The organism is Propionibacterium ruminifibrarum, assembly GCF_900289195.1.
GTDB classification, from domain to species: Bacteria; Actinomycetota; Actinomycetes; order Propionibacteriales; family Propionibacteriaceae; genus Propionibacterium; species Propionibacterium ruminifibrarum.
Genome location: NZ_OMOH01000005.1, coordinates 105,273 through 128,490 on the forward strand (window position 1 = coordinate 105,273; position 23,218 = coordinate 128,490).

The following is a 23,218-nucleotide window of genomic DNA, read 5'->3' on the forward strand; positions in this document are numbered from 1 at the left end:
TTCGTGACGAGGAGTATGTGAGGAAGATGAGCGGTATAGAGTTCAGGCCTTCCCAGGACATCGCGATCATCGGCATGTCGGCGAGAACCTCGTTGGGATCCGATTGCGATGAGCTGTGGCAGGCACTTGTCGAGCAGCGCAGCGCCGTACGGCCGCTCACTCGCGATCACTTGGAGACGGACGCGATCTATCGTGCTGATCCCGACCAGTTTGGTGGAATTGAAGAATCCTTGTTCAATGCCCCGGTGCCTGAGGCGGACAAGTTCGATGCAGGTTTTTTTCGGATCACTCCACGTGAGGCTCGCACGATGGATCCGCAGCAGAGGCTTCTCCTAGAGGAGACCCAGCACTGCATCGATGACTCAGGTGTGGGGATCGCTGAACTGCGCAGGGGAGACACCTGCGTGTATGTCGGTGCGACGGGTAACGACTACGCCCTGCTGGCCTTCCAGCAGGGCGTAGACACGGATCCCTACGCCCCACTTGGCAATTTCAGTTGCATGCTGGCGAATCGTATTTCGCATACCTTTGGGTTGCAGGGCGAGTCGATGAGCCTTGACACTGCCTGTTCCTCATCCTTGGTTGCGATTGATCTTGCCTGTCGTCAACTGAGGTCTGGTGCAGGAAACTACGGTGTTGCAGCGGGTGTGTGTCTGACTAATCATCCGTGGCGTTTCGTCTCCTTCTCCAGAGCACACATGATGTCGCCGGACGGTGTGTGCCGGGCGTTCGATGCCCAGGCAAATGGTTTCGTCCAAGGCGAGGGAATCGGTGTTCTCCTGTTGGAGCGCCTTGAGGACGCTCAGCGCAAGAAGCATCGGATCCTTGGCGTCATCAAGGGTGGCGCGGTTAGTTTCGGTGCAGGTGTGGCCAGTGTTAGTGCTCCCAATCCGGCCGCACAGCAGCGGGTCGTTGGCGCCGCACTCACCCGTGCGGGCATTGATCCTGCCATGGTTGGGTTCATTGAGGCACACGGGACTGGCACCAGTCTTGGTGATCCAATCGAGATCGAATCGCTGACTCGTGCGTTTCGGAACATTAATCCGGACACGCCGGATCAGATCTGTGGTGTCGGGTCGATCAAAACCAACGTCGGGCATCTAAGTTCGGCAGCCGGGGTAATCGGTGTCATCAAGGTCCTGATGATGATGAGAGAGAGGACCTTGACTCCCAGTAGGAACCTGATCGAGGAGAATCCTCTAATCGGCTTCTCCCACACCCCGTTCTATCCGGTGCGTGAAGTATCCAGTTGGACTCCCGTCACAGGGCAGGAGGTACTTGTCGCCGGCGTCAGCGGATTCGGTTTCGGGGGCGTGAACGGGCATCTCGTGATCACGTCTGCGCCGACAAGACCCCCGTCCACGCCGCCCCGTCGATCGGTGCCGCTGTTAGTCTCCGCTCATACCCCCGGGAGTCTGAAGCGTCTCGAAACTGCATGGGCCGACTTCGCTCGAGCTCCACGCGGACGTGACGCGGACCATGAAGCGGTGGTGCGCTCCGCCATGGTGGGGCGGGAGCCGCAGCCGTTTCGCCGTAGCGCGATGATGGGTCCGGCGGATTCTCTTTCAGACGTTGTTGCCGACTTGACGGGTCCCAGCGAGGAGAACGTCCAGGAACCTCTCGGACTCACGCTCGGCCCGGTCGCCTGGGGATCGCTGGCGCCCGACCCCGGCGAGGGATCGTCCGTGCGCCGCGTGCGTGATATGCTCCGCGAATCACATCTGGACGAGCTCGCTGACGAGGTCGTCGGCGGGTTGTTTGCTGGGATGATTCTCCTGGAGAACGTCGAGGGAATCTCATATGTGGTGTGCGGCCGTGATCAGGGGCTGATCGGACTCATCCTGTGTGGTGCTTTGAGCCCGGCGGATGGGTTCATTGCGTACCGTGATCGGTCAGCCTGGTCCGACCTGCAGGTCAACCGCCCTGATGTTGAGTTGCGTTCGGGGGACGGCCGACCCTGGCTGCGTCCCACCGAGTTGCCTGTGGGATACTTGGCTGATCTCGTATCGGCGGTTCGGGAGGACATCGCGGTGTCCAGCGCTGACACCGATGCCATCCTCCAGATGTTCAACCACCAGTTCACCTACCAGCGTTTCGTGAAGCAGTGGCTGGAATCCCTGCGTGCGGTCGCCTCCGTCGACAGTCCGATCGGCCAGCTTGCCACCGACCACCGTGGCTTGGTGGTTCAGCTTGCGGGAACGGAAGCGGGCAGGCTGGCGCTGGGCGTGATCCATGAGTCCTCTCGGCGCCGCATACAGCGCAAGTGGGCCCTGCACGAGGCTGACTCCGCGACGGCCATCGCCGAGCTCGGCCGACTGGTCGACGGTGGCCATCTTGGCATGGATGCCGTCATGGAACTTCTTCTTGCTGACGTCGATGCGAACGATATTTCCTTGTCAGGTCTGGAATCTCTGACGCCAGCAAGGATCTCCGAGGACTTTCCGATGCTGTACGCTGCCCAACAGGCGCCCGGCTCCCTCGACCAAGTGATGGCGCGCCTCGATGGACACAGCCCGGCAGGTGCGACCGCATTGTGCGTGGGCGACGGACAGCGAATCGTATCCAGCGTTGGTGCATGCGACGATCTCGCGCAGGCGATCACGACGTTGTGGACCGCAGGTGCGCAGGTTCACTGGGACACGCTGTACGAGTTCGTGACGGAACCGGCATCGATACCGATGACCCAATTCGATAGACAACGGTATTGGATTAACCCGGCTGTTATCCCCTCGCCGGGATCCAATCAGCGTACCTTTCCTTTGCTGGGCTCTCCAGCAGAGTCATCCGTTGACAGCGCCTCCGGTGCGTCGGTGGTGGTCACAACGATTAGCGCTGAGCAGTCGGTGGTGCGTGACCATGTGGTCGGCGATGTCGCTATCCTCCCCGGGACAGCGTACGTAGAACTGGCCATGGAGGCTTTCGAGGCTGTGACCGGAGCTAGGGCAGCGGGGGTGCGCAAGGTCTCCTGGCTACGCCCCATGGAGTTTGGCCAGGGAGTCGGGTCACGTAAGGTGAAGGTTTTCTTGGCGCACTCTGATGGGGGCGAGCATCATTTCAGCGTCTCTTCGTACCAGTCGAATGAGTGGACGGAGCACGCCAAGGGAATGGTTCACGGGCACTCGCAGACGCAAGAGGTCAGCCAGACTCCCGCACTGGATGTGACCACGCTCCTGGGACAGGCACACTTTAGCTTCACCAAGCAGCAGGTGTACGGCACCGTGTTCTCCGAGGCAATCGGATTCGACTACGGTCCCGCCTTCCAGATGACCGGTAGTGCCCACGGTCTTGGGGATCGTTCCGTCGAGGTGCTTGACACCGCTGATGCTCTCCTCAAGAGCCCGCAGGGCTACAGGGCTCATCCCGCGGTCCTGGATGCGAGTCTTCGGGCCGTCAACTGGCTGGGATCGCAGGAGGACTGCACCTCCCTGGTGATGCAGGTTCCGTTCTCCATGGAAGAGTTCAGGATCGCTGGCGACCTTGTAGGCGCCAAGTACGTCGTGGCAAGGATGTCGCCGCAGGCGTGCTCGTCGTCGGTTCGCGTACACGACATCGACGTGTTCGCTACTGATGGACGATGCGTCGCCCAGGTCCGTGGCTTCGTGCTGAGGCCCTTGGCTGTCGGGCACCGGGTCGACGGGCTCGAGGTCTTCACCCGCGAACTCTCCCCGGTGGTCGGTGATCGGGCGCGTCCACTGACTTCACCCGACGCGGTGTTCCTAGTGGCCGACGCAGCATGCGACCCGGGTCTTCGTGACGTAGCCGACACCATGGCCCGGCACCGCGCCTCCGCGGGAGCCGATCTGCGCATTGTGACCGATCTTCCGGCGCTGCTGGAGACGGTGGATGTCGGTGCGGGCACGCGGATCGAGGTGATCCAGTGCGCCCCCGGCGCGTCGGAAGCGGCAACCCCCGACACCGCGCCCGTGCTCGACATCAACGACTGGTTCAAGCAGGTTGCTGACCACGAATGGGTGGTCCGACACGTTGTGCTGGCCAGGGATGACATTCCGGTTGACCCGTTCATCGGCTGTCTGGACGTGTTCACCAAGTCTATTCGCTTCGTTTACCCGGAGTTCACGGTCGGCGTGATCGCGGTCGAGGCGGATACTTCGGGCGGATTGGTGCAGTTGAGTCAGGAGACCATGGATGCCGCACTGGCTCGGATAGCCGATGTCGCCTATCAGGTGGTGGGGTCCGAAGGCATTCGCGCCCATCGTTTCGTCCCAGCGGAGGCCAGCCCGATTATCGACGCGCAGGTCATCAGGCCGGGTAGCACCTATCTCGTCTCGGGTGGAGCAGGTGGGATCGCTCTTGAGCTTGTGCGTCACTATCTGTGCGAGGTCGACGCCCATTTCGTGCTCTTGGGGCGTCGCGATCCCGAGCAACTTCCCGATGAGGTCAGGCAGGCGCTCCGAGACCTGGGATCGACCGTCGAATACCGCGCCTGTGACGTCACCGATAGCGCAGCGTTGGACATGGTTGTGGACGACATCATCGCCGGTCCACGCCCCCTTGCGGGAGTGTTCCACCTTGCCGGGGGCATCGTCCCCTTGAATGCACGAGAACTCGGACGTGATGCGCTCCACGACGCACTTGCGGCCAAGGTGATTGGTGCCCACCATCTGGACCGGGCTACCTCACATCTTAAGCTCGACTTCTTCGTGGTCTTCTCATCCCTGTCCGCCGTCGTCGGGGATTCGATGGGATCCGGCTACGCCTTGGCTAACCAAGCGCTCAATACTTTCGCGGAACTGCGTTGTCGTCGTGTCGCTGCAGAACGGGGATCGGGTAGGACTTGCTCGGTGATGTGGCCTGTGTGGGCTTCCGGCGCGCTGCGGCCCACCGATGACCAAGACGTGGTGCTCAAGAAGTACTTTGGACTACGTGAGTTGGAATCGGGTGAGGCGTTCTTGGCCCTCAATAGGATCATCGCCAAGGGAATCACGGTGAGCATGGTCCTAGATGGGGATCCCACTCGTTACGACGCCCTTGTTGAGCGCCCGGATGCCCAGAAATCTGCCCGGCCGGTTGCCGAGTTGGTGACGGATCGAGCTGCAGTGCCTTCCGCAGGCAAGGGCCGCTCGCAGGTAACCGAGTGGATTCGTGGACTGATCTCCGAGGAGTCCGGGATCGATGCATCCGCAATCAGTGACAGTGCAGATCTTGGTTGCTATGGCATCGACTCCATCATGATAATTAACCTCCTCGAGAAGATGGGTGCTCGTTTTGTCGACCTTCCCAGCACGCTGTTCTTCGAGCGCCAGACAATCAAGGAAATCACGGACTATCTTGAACAGCACGACCCGAGCGCATGTGAAGGATTCATGCACGCAGCAGGGGCCGAGGCGCCCGAGCAACCCTGCGTGGTGTCGGACGCGCCGTGCGCCAGCTCTCAATCACCTGTAGCACCCTCGCCGGTTGATGAGCCCATTGCCGTCATCGGACTGGCTGGTGTCTATCCGCAGTCGGATGATCTCGAGGAATTCTGGCGCCACCTCTTGGCAGGTGATGATTGCATCGAAGTCGTCCCAGCGAATCGTTGGGATCATGGTCAGTATTTCTCCGCTGGGGGAGGAACTGATCGTGTCAACGTGCAATGGGGTGGATTCCTGAACGACGTCCGGGGGTTCGACGCGAGATTCTTCGGGATCTCGTACCGCGAGGGTAAGTCGATGGATCCGCAGGAGCGTTTGTTCCTGGAAACCGTCTATCACGCATTCAACGACGCCGGGTATCCGCGTCAACGCATCCAGGGCACCGACACCGCCGTCTACGTCGGGGTCATGAACGGCCTCTACCAGATGATCGAGGCGGAGGAACTGGCCGTGGGACATGTGGTAGAGGCGCGATCCACCTATGCGGCGATCCCCAACAGGGTGTCGTTCGTCTTCGACCTGCGTGGACCGTCGATGGCACTCGACACCATGTGTTCGTCGTCGTTGACTGCCCTGCACTTGGCCTGCGAAGAGTTGCGGCGGGGCTGCAGCCACATGGCGGTGGCCGGTGGTGTGAATCTCATCACGCATCCGGCCAAGTATGTCTTCCTCAGCGAGCAACACTTCGGGTCGACGGAGGGTAAATGTAGAGCCTTCGGTGATGGTGGCGACGGATATGTTCCCGGCGAAGGAGTCGGTGCCGTGATTCTCAAGCCACTGTCGGCAGCCCTCGCTGATGGCGACCGGATCCACGGGGTCATCAGGGCCACCGGACTGAACCATGGCGGGCGTACGAACGGTTTTACCGTCCCCAATCCGCGCGCCCAGAAGACGCTGGTGGCCTCGGTCTTGGATCGAGCGGGCGTCGTCGCCGGCGAACTTGGTTATGTGGAGGCGCACGGTACAGGTACGGTCCTCGGTGATCCGATCGAGGTCACCTCCCTGGTAGGTGCGTTCAGTCAATGTGGGCTCGATTTCGGTGAGCGTGGCGTCCCCATTGGATCGGTCAAGGCCAACATCGGGCACACCGAATCGACTGCCGGCATCGCCTCCCTGACCAAGGTTCTTCTTCAGATGAAGCATCGTCGCATCGTCCCATCAATCCACGCTGATCCGCCGAATCCTCGCCTCAGGCTCGAGGAGACCCCTCTGCGGGTTCTCAGGGATTCGGCACCGTGGGACGTGAACGCACACCCCACCGCGCTTATCTCGTCCTTCGGCGCAGGCGGATCCAACGCCCATGTGGTGCTTAGCGCACTACCCGGGAACCTGGACCATGGAAATCGCATTTCGTCCGACAACGGCCAATTGATCATCCTTTCGGCAGTCTCCCGGGAAGCCCTCGACGAACAGGTCGAGTCCCTGCTCGGCTGGCTACGTGAGCGAAGTGTTGGCGAAGGATACGCGCGGATTCTGTTGGTGGTCGTCGGTGCTGTTGCTGCCGTGCTCGGTGTGACTGACGATGACGTGACCAGTGACCAGTCTCTCCGCGATCTGGGCTTCGTGAGCGACGATTTCGGCCGCTTGTGGAATGAACTCGAGGCTAGGGCCGGGCGGGCGATCCGGTTCTCGCTTGCGGAGGACACGACGGTGGGGGACATCGCACGTCAGCTCAATGAGCAGGGGTCATCGGGATCGGGAAGTGTCGAGTATGCTGCCGACGACTCCGGGGCGATGCTTGCTAGCATCGCACGCACCCTTCAGCAGCATCGTGAACCGCTTGAGGCCCGTGCGGCATTCGTGGCTCGCTCACTGGGTCACCTTGAGGGGCTGCTGCGCGCCTTCCTGGACGGGCGGAGCGATCTGGACGTGTCATTTGGCATGGTTGATCGTTATCGGACGCAGACTCCCATCGCGAATGACCTGTTGTCCGCAGCCGCGGCCAACGGCGCCTGGCATGACGTGGCTCGAGGGTGGGTATCCGGTCAAGATAGCGACTGGTCGATTCTTTACACCGATGACGCCGTGCCATTCCTCGACGATCTGCCGGGCTACCGGTTCCATCACACCCCGCTGTGGATTGACCGCCGAACGGTCACTGGGATCCGTCATGGTGTGGGCTCTGACCTTGCCCCGCTACGCGCCCGGGTGATGGTGCCGGAGGACGGATCGCCGACACGCTTCAGATGGGGTCTTGACCCGCAAGACCCGGTCGTCGCTGACCACGTGATCGGGGGGCACCCTCTCGTGCCTGCGGCGGCTCAGATCATGGCTGTGCGAGGATGTATGCGGATGCTCGGCGAGCAGCAGATGACTACACTCTCAGACATCACCTTTGTGGCACCCATCCAGGTTACATCCCATACCGAAGTGGAGATGTCCCTGCACCGGCAGGGAAGCGCCATCGCGGCAACCGTCGAGACTATCCGACCGGATGGGGAAAGGACGCTGCACAGTCGGATGGTTCTCGGCAGTGGCTGCCTTGATGGGGCCCGATCACCGATCAGTCTTGCTGTTCGGGGTGATCAGCTCAGCAGGAACGACATCTACGCAGCCTTTCAGAATGAAGGCATCGACTACGCGGGGTCCTTCCGCTCGTTGGAGTCTGTGACCCGTGGGGTCGAGGTGGCCACGGCGGTGCTGGACGGCGCTCTAAGTTCGATCCCAGATCCTGAGTTGGCGGCCGTGTGCCGTCTCGATGCAGCGCTGCAGTTGTCCAGTGTCTTCGTCGGCCCGTTAGCGGGAGGCGTGGCCCGTCCGCACGTGCCTGCAGGGCTAGAATCCATCACTTTTATCGACGCCACGGGCATACCGACGACCGCAGTCGTGCAACGTCGTAGCGAGGACGTGTTCGACGCCCGGCTCTGTTCTGCATCCGGTGAAGTCGTCCTCGTGGTTTCGGGCCTGCGAGTCGCGCCTTTGTGCGGGCATGACAGCAGGCCTGATCCGGAATGCTCGCAGCAGGAGGTTCTGGAGGCTGACGGCTTGGATTCGTGGGTCAGGGAAGAGATCCGGGGAGACATCCTGCGCGTGCTCGCTTCGAAGGTCGAGATGCCGCTGGATCAGATCAACCCCGATTGGACGTTCGTCGATCTGGGTGTGGATTCCGTTGTTGGGCTGCAGATCATCGACGAACTCAACGAACTGTTCCAGTGTTCGATCCGATCGACTGCGCTGTTCGATCTCCCTACTGTCGGTCAGCTTGCCGATCACCTGTCACAGGACGAGCATGTCGTTTCTGTTGTGTCACGCCGCGTCCATTCAGGCACGCAGACCCGCGTGCCTGAGTCGACCGATCACGCCCTCGCGACCGTCGTTGTCCCCGACTCAGTAGCAACGCCGAACACCGAGAGGGAACCGATCGCGGTGATCGGGATGTCGGGCAACTTCCCCGGCGCCCGGACACCTGAGGCGTTCTGGGAGTTGCTGAGCGAGGGGCGCTCGAGTGTCAGCGAAGTTCCGGTCGATCGATGGGATGCCGAGAATCTCCATAGGGACGACGTCGGTGACATGGCTGGATGCGTCAGCAAGTGGGGAGGCTTCATCGCTGGGCCCGACCTCATGGACCCCGAGTTCTTCCACCTGACAGGCTACGAGTCGAAGTGGCTGGACCCGGAGCAAAGAATAATGCTCACGCAAGCTTGGCACGCCCTTAACGACGCCGGATACGCCGAGCACAATCCGCATGCGGCCCGCACCGGTGTCTTCGTAGGCTGCTGCCCCGGTGACTACCAAGACTTGGTACTCGAGGCGAAGGTTCCTCTCGAACCGCAGGTCTTCTGGGGCACTTCGCCGTCCGTTGTGGCTGGCCGCATCGCCTACGCCCTCGACCTCCAGGGGCCTTGTGCCTCCTTCGACACGGCCTGCAGCTCGGCGCTCACCGCAGCGTACTTCGCATGCGAAAGCCTGTGGTCCGGAGCATGTGACATGGCACTGGTCGGGGGGGTCTCTCTCATGCTCTCACCGAAGTACCACCTAATGGCCAGTCATGTGGGCATGCTGTCGCCTTCCGCGCGATGCGCGTCTTTCTCGGACGATGCAGATGGTTTCGTGCCGAGCGAAGGGGCAGGGGCCTTCGTCCTCAAGCCATTATCGCGTGCGATGCAAGACAGTGACCAGGTGTTGGGGTTGATCCGGGGCATCGGGATCAACCAGGACGGGCGTACCAACGGGCTTACCGCGCCGAATCCCCGTGCCCAGACTGCACTGATCAAGGGCATCCACGAGAAGTTCTCCATCGATCCGTCGTCGGTCAGTTACATCGAAGCGCATGGAACCGGAACCCCATTGGGGGACGTGGTCGAGGTCCAGGCGTTGACGGAGGTTTTCGGTGCCGGGCCGACCCGGGAGCGTTGCGGGTTGGGCAGCGTAAAGAGCAACATAGGTCATGCCTCGGCGGCTTCCGGTGTGGCCGGGCTCCTGAAGATTCTGCTGTCCATGCGGCATCGAATGCTTCCGGCCTCGCTGAACCTCCATGCAATCAATCCCAAGATCGACATGGATTCCAGCCCCTTCGAGGTCATCACGGAACTGCGTCCGTGGCGCAGCCAAGGGCCGCTGAGAGCTGGTCTCAGTTCGTTTGGTTTCAGCGGAACGAACGTCCATGTCGTCGTCGATGAATCGCCAACGGCAGCCCGTATTGGACACGCCGCCACCGATGGCGGGGACTACCTGTTCCCGATCACTGCCCGCAATGCTGAACTCCTGCGCGTCACGATTCGTGATCTGGTGGATCACCTGGAGAGGCAGCCGGGCGGTTCGATCGTGGACCTGAGTTACACCCTGATCTCACGCAGGACACGCTTCCAGCAGGCTCAGGTGGTTGTGAGCGCCTCTTCCGCCAAGGAGCTCATCCAGTCGCTGAGGCGTGTTATGAACGATCCTGTCTTGGGCACGCGGCCGGCGGATATGCCTGATCCCGATGTCGCACGGGGGGAGCGCTACCGAGGAGCGCGGCTGGTGCACGTGCCGAGCGCTCCGTTGGCAGAACGTCATTTATGGTTCTCAGCCGAATCCGCTGTATCGACCGAGCAGAGGAGTACTGCCATCCCAGACGGCGATCTGCTCGGGGTGTTCACCTCGTTGAGAGATGGGGACGTCTCGCTGGAGGCCGTCGAAGAGTTGCTGAAAGGAATGCCCGATGTCCGCTGAACTCATCCGCGAATGGATACTCAAGGGGATCCGCAGTGGACTTCTCGAGCCGGCTCGGGGCGTTGAACTGATTAATTCCGGAGCCCATCTCAATACCCGTCTGGGACGCCTCGTCCGCGTTCCCGCCCCGCTGTCGGGATCCCACTCGCGATCGGTGGGCCGTCGTCTCGATATCTCGGGATCGCGTGCCAGCACGTGGGACGACGCCCTGCGGGCGGCACGCGAACGTGACGGAGCGTATCCCCAGACTGTGGTGATCCGGGGTATCGATGATGCCGACCGTGCGATGCCGTTGGTCGTATTCGACGCCTTGAGGCGTCTGATCACTCAGTCACTCGAAAACAGTCGCGGCGAACAACTGCGATTGATATGCGCAGTGGACAATGATAGTGCTCTCGCGGAGGGTCTGGCAGCGATGTTTGCCTCAGCCAACAGCGAGGAGAACTTGCTGGCCGCGACCGTGGTGTCAGGCAACTGGACCGAGGACATCCTCACGGCAGCCGCCTGCATGCAAGGTCCGGTCGATGCACATTGGACGGTCGACGCAATGCAGATCTTTGGAGATCGACTGGAGATGCGTCGGCTCGATACCGCTCCACTCGAGGGCATCGTGCGGACCGGGGGAACCTACGTCATCGCCGGTGGGCTCGGGGCACTGGGATTCGCGCTGTCGCGTCACCTCAGCCGCACATACCAGGCCCGGCTGGTGCTCATCGGCACACGCCCGAAAGCTGACGTTGAGACGCGGATGGAGGCGCTCAGGAAACTGGGTGGCGATCCTGAATACATGGTTGTCGATCTCAGTCGCGAAGACGCCACAGGACGCCTTCTGGAAGCGTTGGAAGGTCATAGCGAGGTGCGTGGTGTCGTCCAGTGCGCTGGTGTGACCTCCGATGCCTTGCTCAGGCAGGCACCTGCCGAGTCCGTCGCACAGGTGATCAACACCAAGGTGCGCGGGGTTGCCGCTCTCGACGCGGCTACGGCGGGTTGCCAACTGGACTTCTTCGCCGCCTTCTCGTCGATCAGTGGACTTCTGGGTAACTTCGGGCAGTCTGACTATGCATTCGCTAATGCCTACCAGATGGGCTGGATGCGTGAGCGCGCTGCTCGCGTTGCTGCTGGCGACAGGCACGGCCGAAGCGTTGCCATCGCTTGGCCATTCTGGGAGGACGGCGGTATCAGCGCTCCCCGGCAGGCCGTCAATCGGCTGACACGCGATCTGGGTATCGAACCCTTGCAGACCTGGTTGGGAATGGGCCTGTTCGAGACGGCGCTGACCAGTGATGAGCCGGTGTTCGCGCCGGTCACGGGTTCCGATCTGCGTATCCCGACCGGCATTCCCGCAGAAGCTCCCAAGCAGCCGGTGTCCAGGCAGGAGGCGGCGGATGTCCGATCACGATTTGTGAGCCATCTTGTCCAAGTCTATGCGACAGTTTACGAGGTCCCTGCTGATGAGATTCGCCCCGAGGTGAACCTGCAGTCGTACGGACTCGACTCCGTACTCGTGTCGAAAGTGGCAGCGAGGCTGGTCAGGATCATCCCTAACCTCCCTACCTCGGTCTTCTTCGACTGCTCAACGATCGATGAGATTGCTGATCGCCTTCTGGATAAATTCCCGGAGCAGCTTGCCGATCAGTTCGGGTCAATGGCGTCGATTCCTGCGGAGCAGCCTGTGACCGAGCCTGCACATGACGTGACCTCCGAGGTCCCGGCCGGTTCGCCACTGTGCACCAATGTCATGGCGTCTGACATGGACCTGGTCACAGCACCCGTCGATGATCGTGGCTCCGGGAAGTGCCACCGCACAGTCCATCAGAATCGCAGGGGCATCGCCATTGTGGGCTACGCCGCGCAGATGGCCGGAGCGGACAATGCCGAGGAGATCTGGCAGACCCTGGCCGAGGGATTAGACCGGGTGAGCACGTTCCCGGCTTCCCGACGCACTGATCTGGTTGGGAACAACAGCGTGCCGCTCCAGTTCGAACAGGTCGCCGAGGTTGACTGGCACCAGCCGGGAAGTTTCATTGACGACCCTTGGGGATTCGATGCTCGCTTCTTCGGGGTTTCCGCGAGGGAGGCCCGATGTATGGATCCCCAGGAGCGAGTGGCGCTAGAGAAGACGTGGCAGGCGTTCGAGGACGCCGGTATCACTCCCGAAGCGGCCGCCGAGAGCACGGATGGTGACGTCGGTGTCTTCGCGGCCATGACGAACTTTACCCACTACCTTCTCGGTGCCCATGGGATCGCCTCGGATTCCTACATCCCGCAATCCTCCGGGTGGTCGCTGGCGAATAGGATCTCTTCCGCATTCGATTTCCATGGTCCTAGTCAATGCGTCGATACTGGTTGTTCATCCTCCCTGTACGCGTTAGTGCAGGCATGCCAAGCGCTGACGCAAGGTGATTGCCGCATGGCTGTCGTCACTGCAGCCAATCTCTATCTCCATCCCCTGAAGTTTGCCATGCTCAGGGAGCGTAATATGTTGTCCGACAAGGGGAGATGTTTCACATTTGGTGCGAATGCCGACGGTTTCGTCCCCGCTGAGGGAGCAGCTTCGTTGATCCTGCGTCCGGTAGAAGACGCTGAACGTGATGGCGACGACATCAAGGCAGTCGTGTGGTCTTGGGCTGTGAATCACGGCGGGTCGACGCACGGGTACACCGTTCCGTCGCCGAAGCTGCAGGCATCTGTTATCAGGAAGGCGCTCGAGGCTGGAGACCTGAGCGCGGACCAAGTGAGCCTCATTGAAGCGCACGGCACCGGCACACCATTGGGTGATCCGATCGAGATAGAGGGTCTGACCGATGTTTTCAGCGACGTGGCGAGGGAGACCCCCCTGTTCGTCAGTTCGATCAAATCGAATTTCGGCCATGCGGAATCCATGGCGGGACTGGCATCGGTGATCAAGATCATGAAGCAGATGGAGCATCGTCAGATGGCTGGGTCCCTGCATTCGCAGGACGTGAACCCGCGCATCCAGTTGGCAGGTACCGGGCTGGAAATCGTCCAGTCACTAACGTCATGGACTGCCGAGCCCAAGTTTGCCGGCACCAGTTCATTTGGTGCTGGTGGTTCGAACGCCCACGTTATTCTGCGGGAGCCATTCCCGAGGCTGCTGGCAGCGGACGACCCTGAAGAGTTCGAGGACCGCCATTTGTGGCCCTTCCTGCTCAGCGCAGCCGATGAGAAGGCACTTGGGCAGGTTGTGGACCAGTTTATTAGTTGGGTCCGCGACAACGACCACGATCTACGAACCATCGCTCTCGAACTCGACGCATGTCGAACTGCCTTGGACGAACGTCTGTGCGTGTTCGCGGCGGATCGTCAGGGACTCGTGAGTGCGCTCGAATCCATGCGGTCCGGTGTCGTTGGTGACACCGTGCTCAGGGGTTCGGTGCGGGACATCAATCCGGTGGATGCATCCACGGTGGGTCGTGGCATCCCGGCTGCTGATCTGCGTCGAGGGTTGGACTGGATCCGAGGGGTGGACGTGGACTGGCGCCTTGGGGAACTGCCCCGCCATTCCCGTCTCAATCTGCCGCTGTATCCCTTCCAGCACAAGCAATATCACGTCACCTTGTCCGCTCAACCACCACAGTCTGGAGACCAAGTCGTGACCAGGACGATTCAACGAATTAACTTCCTTCGTGACATCCCCCGTGGTGCATACGGTCACAATGCGGACGGATCCGAGGTACTCGTCCAGGAACGCCCCCACGACGGGGTGACCGTGCTGAGGATGAACAACGTTGCCCAGTCGAACCTGCTCGACTCACCTTTGTATCTCGCACTGTCCGAAGCATTCCACAGGATCAACCAGGATGATACGGTCAAGGTCGTCGTCCTCACAGGAACCGACAGGGTCTTCTGTATGGGAGGCGTTCAGCAGTACCTCGACGAGATCGTGTCGGGTGACGTCACCTGCTCAGAGGCGCGAATGATCTACCTTGGGTTACCTTCGGTGAGGGTGCCCGTGATTGCAGCGGTTTCCGGTCATGCTCATGGGGGTGGACTCACCTTGGGTCTGTCAGCGGACATTCCGGTGCTTGCCGAGGAATCCCTGTACGCGGCTCCGTTCATGAATCTCAACTTAACCCCTGGTGCCGGGTCGACATATTTCTTCGCCAAACGTTTTGGCCAGGAGTTGGCCAACGAGATGTTCTACACCGGTCGGGACTACACCGGCGCCGAGATAAAGCAACTGTGCCCATCGATGAGGGTGATGCCAAAGGCTGCGGTGATGGACGAGGCGATGAGAATCGCCCGCGGAATCTCGAAGAAATCCTTGAAGGCGCTGTTCCTGCTTAAGCGTACACAGAGTGACAAGGTGTTCGAGGAATTGCCCGATCACATCGCCCGTGAAGCTGCGATGCAGCAGGAACTCTTCTCCGCTGAGCAGATTGAGGTGGCGCGTGACAAGATCGCCAAGGCCTTCCGGATACCGGATCGACTAGTCGAGGAGAACGGCCTGCACGCAGCCTGTGGTGCAGCCACCGTTCCAGCGCCCACCGCTGCGGAGGATCGTTTGCCCGGTCAGACCGTGTCGTTGCGTCCGCTGACGGCCGCAGGGGGTCCTGTTCGGATGTCTACCCAGGGCGCGTCCGGCGTTCGTCTGGCTGAACTGCGAGTTGCGAAGGCCGTCGCTGATGAGTCCCAGCAGCCGCGGACCGTCGAGGTACGACACATCGAATCGAATCAGGAAGCTATGGGTCGGATTCTGGCGCAGATACTGCGCGAGGACTTGCGCGCTTTGGACTTGCGTCGCAGCGTGACTGACCTTGGGCTCGATTCTGTAGGGGCGATCGAATTTATCCAACAGGTTAACCAGCGTTTCCACTCGTCCTTCGATACCACTGTTATTTACCAGTACCCGAGGGCCATGGACTTGCTCGAGGGGATCGCCGCCGCCGTGGCAGCAGACGACATCTCACTCGAACATGTCGATGTCGAACTGAACCGTGATGGCGTGCAGTCGATCTCCCCATCAAGGTCCGGTGCATCAGCGAAACTTCAGGAGGACGGCATTCGAAACCATGTTTTGGAGGCGCTGCGCGTGGTGTTGCGTCTTGATGCTGACGAGGCTCTCGACCTTCGGAAGAACTTCCAGGAACTGGGGCTGGACTCGGTGTCGGGCATCGAATTCGTCAGTGCCGTCAACACTAAGCTTGGAACTGCTATGCAGGCGGCCGATCTGTACGGCTACGGCAGTGTCTGGGAGTTCATCACTGACATCACCGTTGCCGTACCGGCCGGTGACGCCCTGACCGCACAGCGTGACGACGAGATCGGTGCAGTGCTTGCGGCCCTCACTGATAATCGGCTCAGTATTGAGGGTGCTATCTCTGCGATGGAGCAAAAATGAACCAGGAATTGGCTAGGTCTATCCTTGAGAAGGTCCGTGATGGCCGACTTGATTCTCAGGTAGCGGCTGAATTATTGAGGGCAACCGCCGTCGCGCCCGAACCAGTTGGGGATCTTGATTCCTCACCGGGAACTGACGAGCCGATCGCCGTGATCGGAATGTCGGGGGTATTCCCGGACTCGCCTGACATCGATTCGTTGTGGGACCACCTCGTGAACCATCGAGACATGGTGCGCGAGGTGGAACCCTGGCGTTGGGACCCGAGTATCCACTATTCGCCCGAGCGTCCCGGTACCAGCGGCCCCGACTGCAAGTGGCAGGGCATGGTGCCTGATGTCGACAGGTTCGATCCGCTGTTCTTCTCGATCTCCCCCAAGGAGGCCGAGGTTATGGATCCCCAACAGCGACTCCTCCTCCAGGAGGCCTGGCGGGCGGTCGAAGATGCGGGGTACACACCCACGCAACTGAGCAGTGGGACGTGTGGGGTGTACATCGGGGCCAATCACGGCGACTACGAGTTCAGGCTGGATCACAGTGCATCCGAGCTGGCCGCACAGACGATGACAGGCTCACTGACATCAATCCTGGCAGCTCGGGTCTCGTACCACATGAACCTTACCGGCCCGAATCTTGCGATCGATACCGCCTGCTCCTCATCACTAGTGGCACTGTGCCTGGCTGCGGAGGCGCTTCGCAAGGGAGAATGCGACACGGCTCTGGCTGGCGGCGTTGCGATCTTTACAACGGAGCGCCTGTTCGTCATGGCTAGTCGAGGAGGCATGCTCTCCCGCACTGGGCACTGCCATGCCTTCGACGATGACGGCGATGGATTCGTCCCCTCGGAGGCCGTGGGCGTCGTGATGCTCAAACGTCTTGGCGATGCGCGCAGGGACGCGGACCATATCTACGGAGTGATTGAGGCCTTTGGGATGAACCATGACGGACGCACCAACGGTCTGACCGCGCCCAGCCCCGTCTCCCAGTTCCGGCTCATCGACGGCATCTACGAGCGGTCAGGGATTGATCCGCAGTCCATCTCCTATGTAGAGTCTCACGGAACCGGTACCAAACTGGGCGACCCGATCGAGGTGAGCGCTCTCACCAAGGCATTCCGACGCCATACACAAGCGACTGGGTTCTGCGGGCTTGGTTCGGTTAAATCCAATCTCGGCCACTCGTTGTGCGCTTCAGGCGTTGTTTCCTTTATCAAGGTGATGTTGTGTCTTCAACATCAACAGCTTGTGGGCAATCTTAACTTCGTGCACCCCAACCAGCAGATTGATTTTGCCTCGAGTCCGTTCACGGTGGTCACTGACACTGTTGATTGGGAACCTGCGCCCGGTCAGCCCCGACGAGCTGGCATCAGCTCCTTCGGATTGAGCGGAACCAATGCCCACATAGTCGTGCGAGAGGCACCGGTCCAAGAGGCATCGGAGCCGGATGTGACCTCCGTGGATGAAGTCATCATGATCAGTGCGAAACATCCTATGTCCCTGCGCGACAATGTTGTGGCGTTGAGGCGCTATCTCAGCGAGCACCCCGACCTGAACTGGCGCGACGTGGCATTCACCCTGGGGCAGGGGCGCATGGCGATGGACTATCGGATCGCTATCATCACCGACGGCATTGATGCATGCCTGGAGGCCTTGGCGCCCTTCGAGGACCAGGACATGGTGGACCGTGAGGCCGTGTGCGTTCAGGCAGGTGTCAAGGGCAGGCTGGGGGAGAACAACGGGCACGCCGGCCTTCTCGCGGAATTGCGCGTTGCACAAGGCGATCGACGTCATGCGCTCTTGGCGCAAGTGCAGCAGTTGGTGCTGGAGGGCCACGACCTGCCTGACTGGGCCCAGATGCACGATGCTGGTGGGCCTCGTCCCCGGAGGATTCCGCTACCCACGTACCGGTTTCTCCAGGAACGTTGCTGGGTTGGACCCCGTTGCCCGGAACACTCCTCAGCGACGCGTGACATCGTTGTCCCGCCTCGGGCGAGCTACCTCGATGATCACAGGTTTGCGGGTGCACCGGTGGTTCCCGGGGCGCGTTGGCTCGACGTGATGGACCAGTTCTCCAGACAGGCCCAGGGCACACGTGGACTGTCTGAAATCCGCTGGGAAGCGCTCGTCGCTCCGGGCGAGACGGTACATCTGACAACGGAGGACGAGTCCTCACACGTTGCGGTGCTCCTTGCGGACGGCACAGCGGTGGCCAAGGCCGCGACGATGAAGGGCGCTGTTGATCCTCATGGCGAGCTCGGAAGGATCCGCCTCCGGGACCGCGTTCCGCTACTCAAAGACAACCGGAGAGTCGACTCCGACGCCATCTATGACCGGTTCCTCGAAATGGGAATGGACTATGGGCCCAGCTTCCGGGCCATCACTTCGCTGGAGGTCGGGGATGACACGGTGGTGGCCTATCTTAACCCAGTCCAAGTCGACGATTTGGAACCGCACAGTGTGCTGCAGCCACAAGTGATCGACGGCGTTTTCCAGGCGGTGTCGGGATTCAGGTTTGTGACCTATGAGGGACACAGTGACTGGTACCTTCCGCATTCGCTGGAAGAGTTCATATTCAACGATGATGTCAATCGGGTCCGCACGGTGATCATCACCTCGTGTGAGCCAAGACCGGAGTTTCCGGGGACCGTCGGTTTCGACATGGAGCTCTTTGATGACCATGGCCTACTGGTAGGCCGCATTCGCGACTACAGGGTTACGAGGATCGAGCGTCATTCTTCAGCTGGCGACGAAGATGAGTCGATCACTTTCATGGCTCCTGCGCCCATCATCCTTGACGACCCGCCCGTGCGGGCGGAGCAGCACCATCGGGTTGCTCTGCGGTGGCCGCCCAAGATCCGAGCTGTCACGGATGCACTGGCCGATGACAACGGGTCGAACGGCCTTGACGTTGTGATTCCGATCCCGAGCGCGGAGGCTTTTGATGAGGATCCATCGGCGATGACTGAAGCTGTAGTCAGGCCGGTCTTCGAACTCGTGCGTGGCATTATCGCCCAGACCACCGAGCAGGACATCCGCGTGGTGTGCGTTATCGAAGGGTCCCGCAGCCAGGCACCTGCCGGACTATCGATGCTCGAGGGGCTCGCGCGTTCTATCCGGCACGAGGAGCCCCGGGTCACCATGACCGTGCTCTATGTTGAGGACCCTGCTCGGAGCTCTGAGGCGCTTGACCAGGAATTGAGTACCTGTGACGGTGCGTTGGTCATCCAGAGAGGCCGTCATCGCGAGGCCATGGGCCTGTACGAGATTGAGGCACCGACCCTCGAAGGTCTTCCTGACTTGGTTGATCCTGACGCAGTGATCCTGATCACTGGCGGTATGGGAGGCATCGGCAGGCTGCTGGCCACAGATCTTCTGGACCGGGGTGTCGCCCATGTGGTGACAGTGGGACGTTCCCGACCAGACGACGCGAAGCTTGACGATCTTCAAAGCCATGCTCGAGCGCACCAGAGCGTCACCTACATGCAGTGTGATATCACCGATGCTACGGCCTGCGCGGACATGATCAGTCGGATCATTGATAATTTCGGTCGCCTAGACGGCATCTTCCATTGTGCAGGGATCATCCGCGACGGATTCCTCCGCTTCAAGTCCTGGGCCGAGGTCCAGCAGGTCCTCGCGCCGAAGACCACCGGCTTGGTCAATCTGGATCGAGCGACACGATCGATCCCGCTGGGTTTCTTCGTCGGTTTCTCGTCGAACGCATCTGTGACGGGCAATGTGGGCCAGTCGGACTACGCAATGGCCAACGCGTTCATGGACTCCCATCTGGCGCGACGCATGACGCTCGTCGAAGCAGGACAGGCGCATGGGCGCAGCCTCTCGGTGAACTGGCCATATTGGTTTGACGGGGACATGCGCCCCGATGACGCCTCATTGTGGGTCATGCGTGACCTGCTCGGACTCGATGGGCTGACGACCCGCAATGCGCTCGGTTGTCTATATCGGCTTATGGAGACTGGGCTCGGCCAGGTCAGTGTGCTGCCGGGAGATCGGACGAAGATTCTCGACAAGGTGCCCCTGCAAGCAACGTTTGTTGCCGCCGAATCATCGAAGCGCAGGAATGACGGCGCGTCAGGTGAGGAAAGCTCCGAATGGGAGAGCAGCGCACGACAATGGCTGCGCGAACTGATCGCCCAAGGGTTGGGGCTCTCGGCTGACCGGTTGGATCCCCACAAGGACTTCGAGCATTACGGCCTCGATTCGGTCATGATCGTGAGCATTAACGCGCTCTTGGATGAGTATTTTCCGAAACTCTCGAAGACCCTCCTCTACGAGTACCAGAACCTCGATGACTTGACTGAGTATTTCTTCACCCACCGTCGTGATGACCTGAACAAACTGATCAGCCTCGAAGGGCATACGTCGGACGAGACCCCGGTGCCCGGTGCGGTAGCGGTCAGAGCTGCCGGAGTTCCGACCCAGCAAGTCATAAAGGTCGGTAATGGCGGTGGCCGAGAGGCTGCCCAGCCCATCGCGATCATCGGTTTGGCAGGGCGTTTTCCTAAGGCGCGCGACGTTGAAGAGTTCTACCAGGTGTTGGCGGCGGGCACCGATTGCATTGAGACGATCCCCGACGACAGGTGGTCCTTCGAGCATGGTCACCATGATCCGACAGGGCAGGCTCCAGGTTCCTACCCCTCCCGTTGGGGCGGGTTCATCGATGGCGTTCGTGATTTCGATCCTCTCATGTTCGGGATGTCTCCTCGTGACGCGGAACGAACCGATCCCCAGGAAAGGCTCTTCCTCCAGACCTGTTGGGAGACTCTGCAGGATGCCGGATACAGCCGTGACGCCGTTCGTGGTAGGCGGGCCGGGGTCTTCGTTGGGGTGATGTACAATCAGTATCAGTCGTTTGGGGTGGAACAGACCCTCGCCGGGAACCCCATGGCCCTCAGTTCGGACAGCTCATCGATCGCCAATCGGGTATCCTACGCCTTCGATCTGTCAGGCCCGTGCATGGCCGTGGACACCATGTGTTCGTCGTCGCTGACCGCCATGCATCTTGCCTGCCAGGCGATCCGCAGCGGGGATTGCGAAATGGCCCTTGCTGGCGGTGTGAATCTCACACTGCATGAGAGTAAGTACCAACTGTTGGGTAGCGGAAATTTCCTGTCGACGGACGGGCGCTGCCGCAGCTACGGGGAGGGTGGCACTGGTTATGTGCCCGGTGAGGGCGTCGGATGCGTGCTCCTCAAGCCGCTCGACAAGGCCATCGATGACGGTGATCACATCCATGCCCTGGTGTACGGAACCGCAGTGAATCATGGTGGCAAGACGAATGGATACACCGTTCCGAATCCGCTCGCGCAGGCCCAGGTCATCAGCGAAGCCATGGAGCGCGCCGGTTGGGGGCTTGACGACATCTCCTACATTGAGGGGCACGGTACCGGGACTCAGCTGGGGGATCCCATCGAGATCACCGGCTTGGTCAGGGCACTGGGATCCACCCGGGCTGATGGTCCCTGCCCGTTGGGATCGGTGAAATCGAACATCGGTCATCTCGAATCGGCAGCGGGTATCGCGTCGCTCGCCAAAGTTCTCATGATGATGCGGCACGGCTCGTACGTGCCCTCGTTGCACAGCACGACATTGAACCCGAATATCGACTTCGACGCTGTGCCCTTCCGCGTGATACAACAGAGTTCGCCTTGGGACGTGGACGGCCCCCGGCGTGCATTGATCACAGGTTTCGGCGCCGGTGGCTCGAACGGTGCTCTTGCCGTAGAGCAGGGTGTATCCCGAATCCTCACCCTGCAGGACGCCGGGCCTGACGAGCCCTTCACGATCATGCTTAGTGCTAGGACAATTTCTTCGCTGGTCGACTACGCGGCCCGGCTGGCCCGAGCCGTGCAGAGAGCAAGGGACGACATACGTGGGCGCAAAGCTGGAGCGGCCGATCTGATGGTAGCCGAGGCCGGATGGATGTCGGCTCTGCAATACACGTTGGCGGTGGGTCGCGATGCTTTCAAGCATCGATTGCTCCTAGAGGCCAACGACATGAACGAGCTCATCGACGCGTTGAACATCGTTGCTGAGACCTCCGCCGAGGATGTTCCTGACTGTTATCGGGAGGTTGCGACGTCTCCGAAGCCGGTGCCGGACGCGGAGCGTGCTTGCATGGCCCGAGAGCTTGCCACAGGTGATCTGCAAAGGCTGGCGGAGCGATGGTTACAGGGACAAGAGATTGATTGGTCGCGTCTTGCGGGTCGGGTGGCCCGTGTTGGTCGACTCCACGGTCTTCCGTGGCCGAGACCGAACAACAAACCCTACTGGTTCTTGACTGGAGCCGATGAAGTACCTGCTCCGCAGACGCCGCGGGACCCCGTTGCAGTGACGCACTCGGCGTCGCCAGAACGAGCTAAACGGATGCGCGAGATGCTGTCCCAGCAGATGGTGAAGCTCGCAGCCGACGGGCTGCGCCCACTGGTGCATCTCGATGTCGAGGAGTCGGGTGTTGCAGTCGTGACGATGGACGACCCGGGCAACAACAACTCGTTCACACCTGCCCTCATCGACGGGCTCATGGTGGCCTTTTGGCAGATCTGGAACAACCCTGAAGTGCGGGCAGTGGTGCTGACTGGAACACCGAGGGTGTTCTCGATGGGAGGTACCAAGGAGCAACTGTTGGGCATCTCCCGCCGGGAACTCTCCTTCACGGATGCTCCTTTCCTTTACACCGGTCTGGCTCTCACGGAGGTTCCCGTCATCTCGGCTGTGCGCGGTCACGCCAGTGGCGGAGGGTTCATGTTCGGATTATTCGCTGACCTGACAGTGATCTCGGACGAGGGGATCTACACCTCTCCATTCACCAAGTACGGGTTCACCCCCGGCATGGGCGCCACATACATTCTGGAGAAGAGGTTGGGGCGCAATCTTGCCCTTGAAATGATGATGACCGCCCGACAGTATTCGGGGGTCGAACTCGCAGCGCGTGGCGCTGGCATCCGTTCGTGCCCCGGGGGTCGCGTGTTCGAGGAGGCCATGTCGATGGCCAGTGCCATCGCATCGCACCCAAGGAGAACATCGGTCGAATTGAAGACCCACATGCTGGGATCGGGCATCGACGATCTCCTCGCGGCGATCGACATGGAGGACGCGATGCACAAGCGAACGTTCCTTCCCGAGGTCGTCAATGATCGCATCGCTGCCTTCTACGTGAGTGACAACAGCCGAGGCGACGAAGTGGACCAGTCCGAATCTGACCCAGGCGATGACGAGTCCTTCTTGGAACAGCTCGTAGCCATGGTCGAGCAGGGAAGCCTGACTCCTGCCGAGGCCGTCCTCCTCGAACGCGCAGAGCAGAAAGGTTAATC

At 60.8% G+C, this 23,218-nt stretch carries 3 protein-coding genes; all 3 read left to right on the forward strand.

Annotated elements, in window-relative coordinates; translation table 11 throughout:
- The first annotated feature begins 26 nt into the window (after positions 1-26).
- Genes PROPJV5_RS07315 through PROPJV5_RS07325 form a run of 3 tightly spaced genes read left to right on the forward strand, consistent with a single transcriptional unit; the run spans position 27 to position 23,216 of the window.
- On the forward strand, positions 27-10,526 hold the full coding sequence (locus tag PROPJV5_RS07315) for an SDR family NAD(P)-dependent oxidoreductase (protein ID WP_147385393.1): 10,500 nt from the start codon (positions 27-29) through the stop codon (positions 10,524-10,526).
- Entirely contained in the window at positions 10,516-15,888 is a 5,373-nt protein-coding gene (locus tag PROPJV5_RS07320; protein ID WP_119715698.1) for a polyketide synthase, read from the forward strand. Before PROPJV5_RS07315 ends, PROPJV5_RS07320 begins: the two co-directional genes overlap by 11 nt.
- Entirely contained in the window at positions 15,885-23,216 is a 7,332-nt protein-coding gene (locus PROPJV5_RS07325) for an SDR family NAD(P)-dependent oxidoreductase (RefSeq protein WP_119715699.1), read from the forward strand. The genes PROPJV5_RS07320 and PROPJV5_RS07325 overlap by 4 nt, the downstream gene beginning before the upstream one ends.
- Positions 23,217-23,218: the final 2 nt, after the last annotated feature.

Coding starts and splice junctions, on each gene's coding strand:
- PROPJV5_RS07315 (WP_147385393.1), top strand. CDS start 27: ATGAGCGGTATAGAGTTCAGGCCTTCCCAGGACATCGCGATCATCGGC.
- PROPJV5_RS07325 (WP_119715699.1), top strand. CDS start 15,885: ATGAACCAGGAATTGGCTAGGTCTATCCTTGAGAAGGTCCGTGATGGC.
- PROPJV5_RS07320 (WP_119715698.1), top strand. CDS start 10,516: ATGTCCGCTGAACTCATCCGCGAATGGATACTCAAGGGGATCCGCAGT.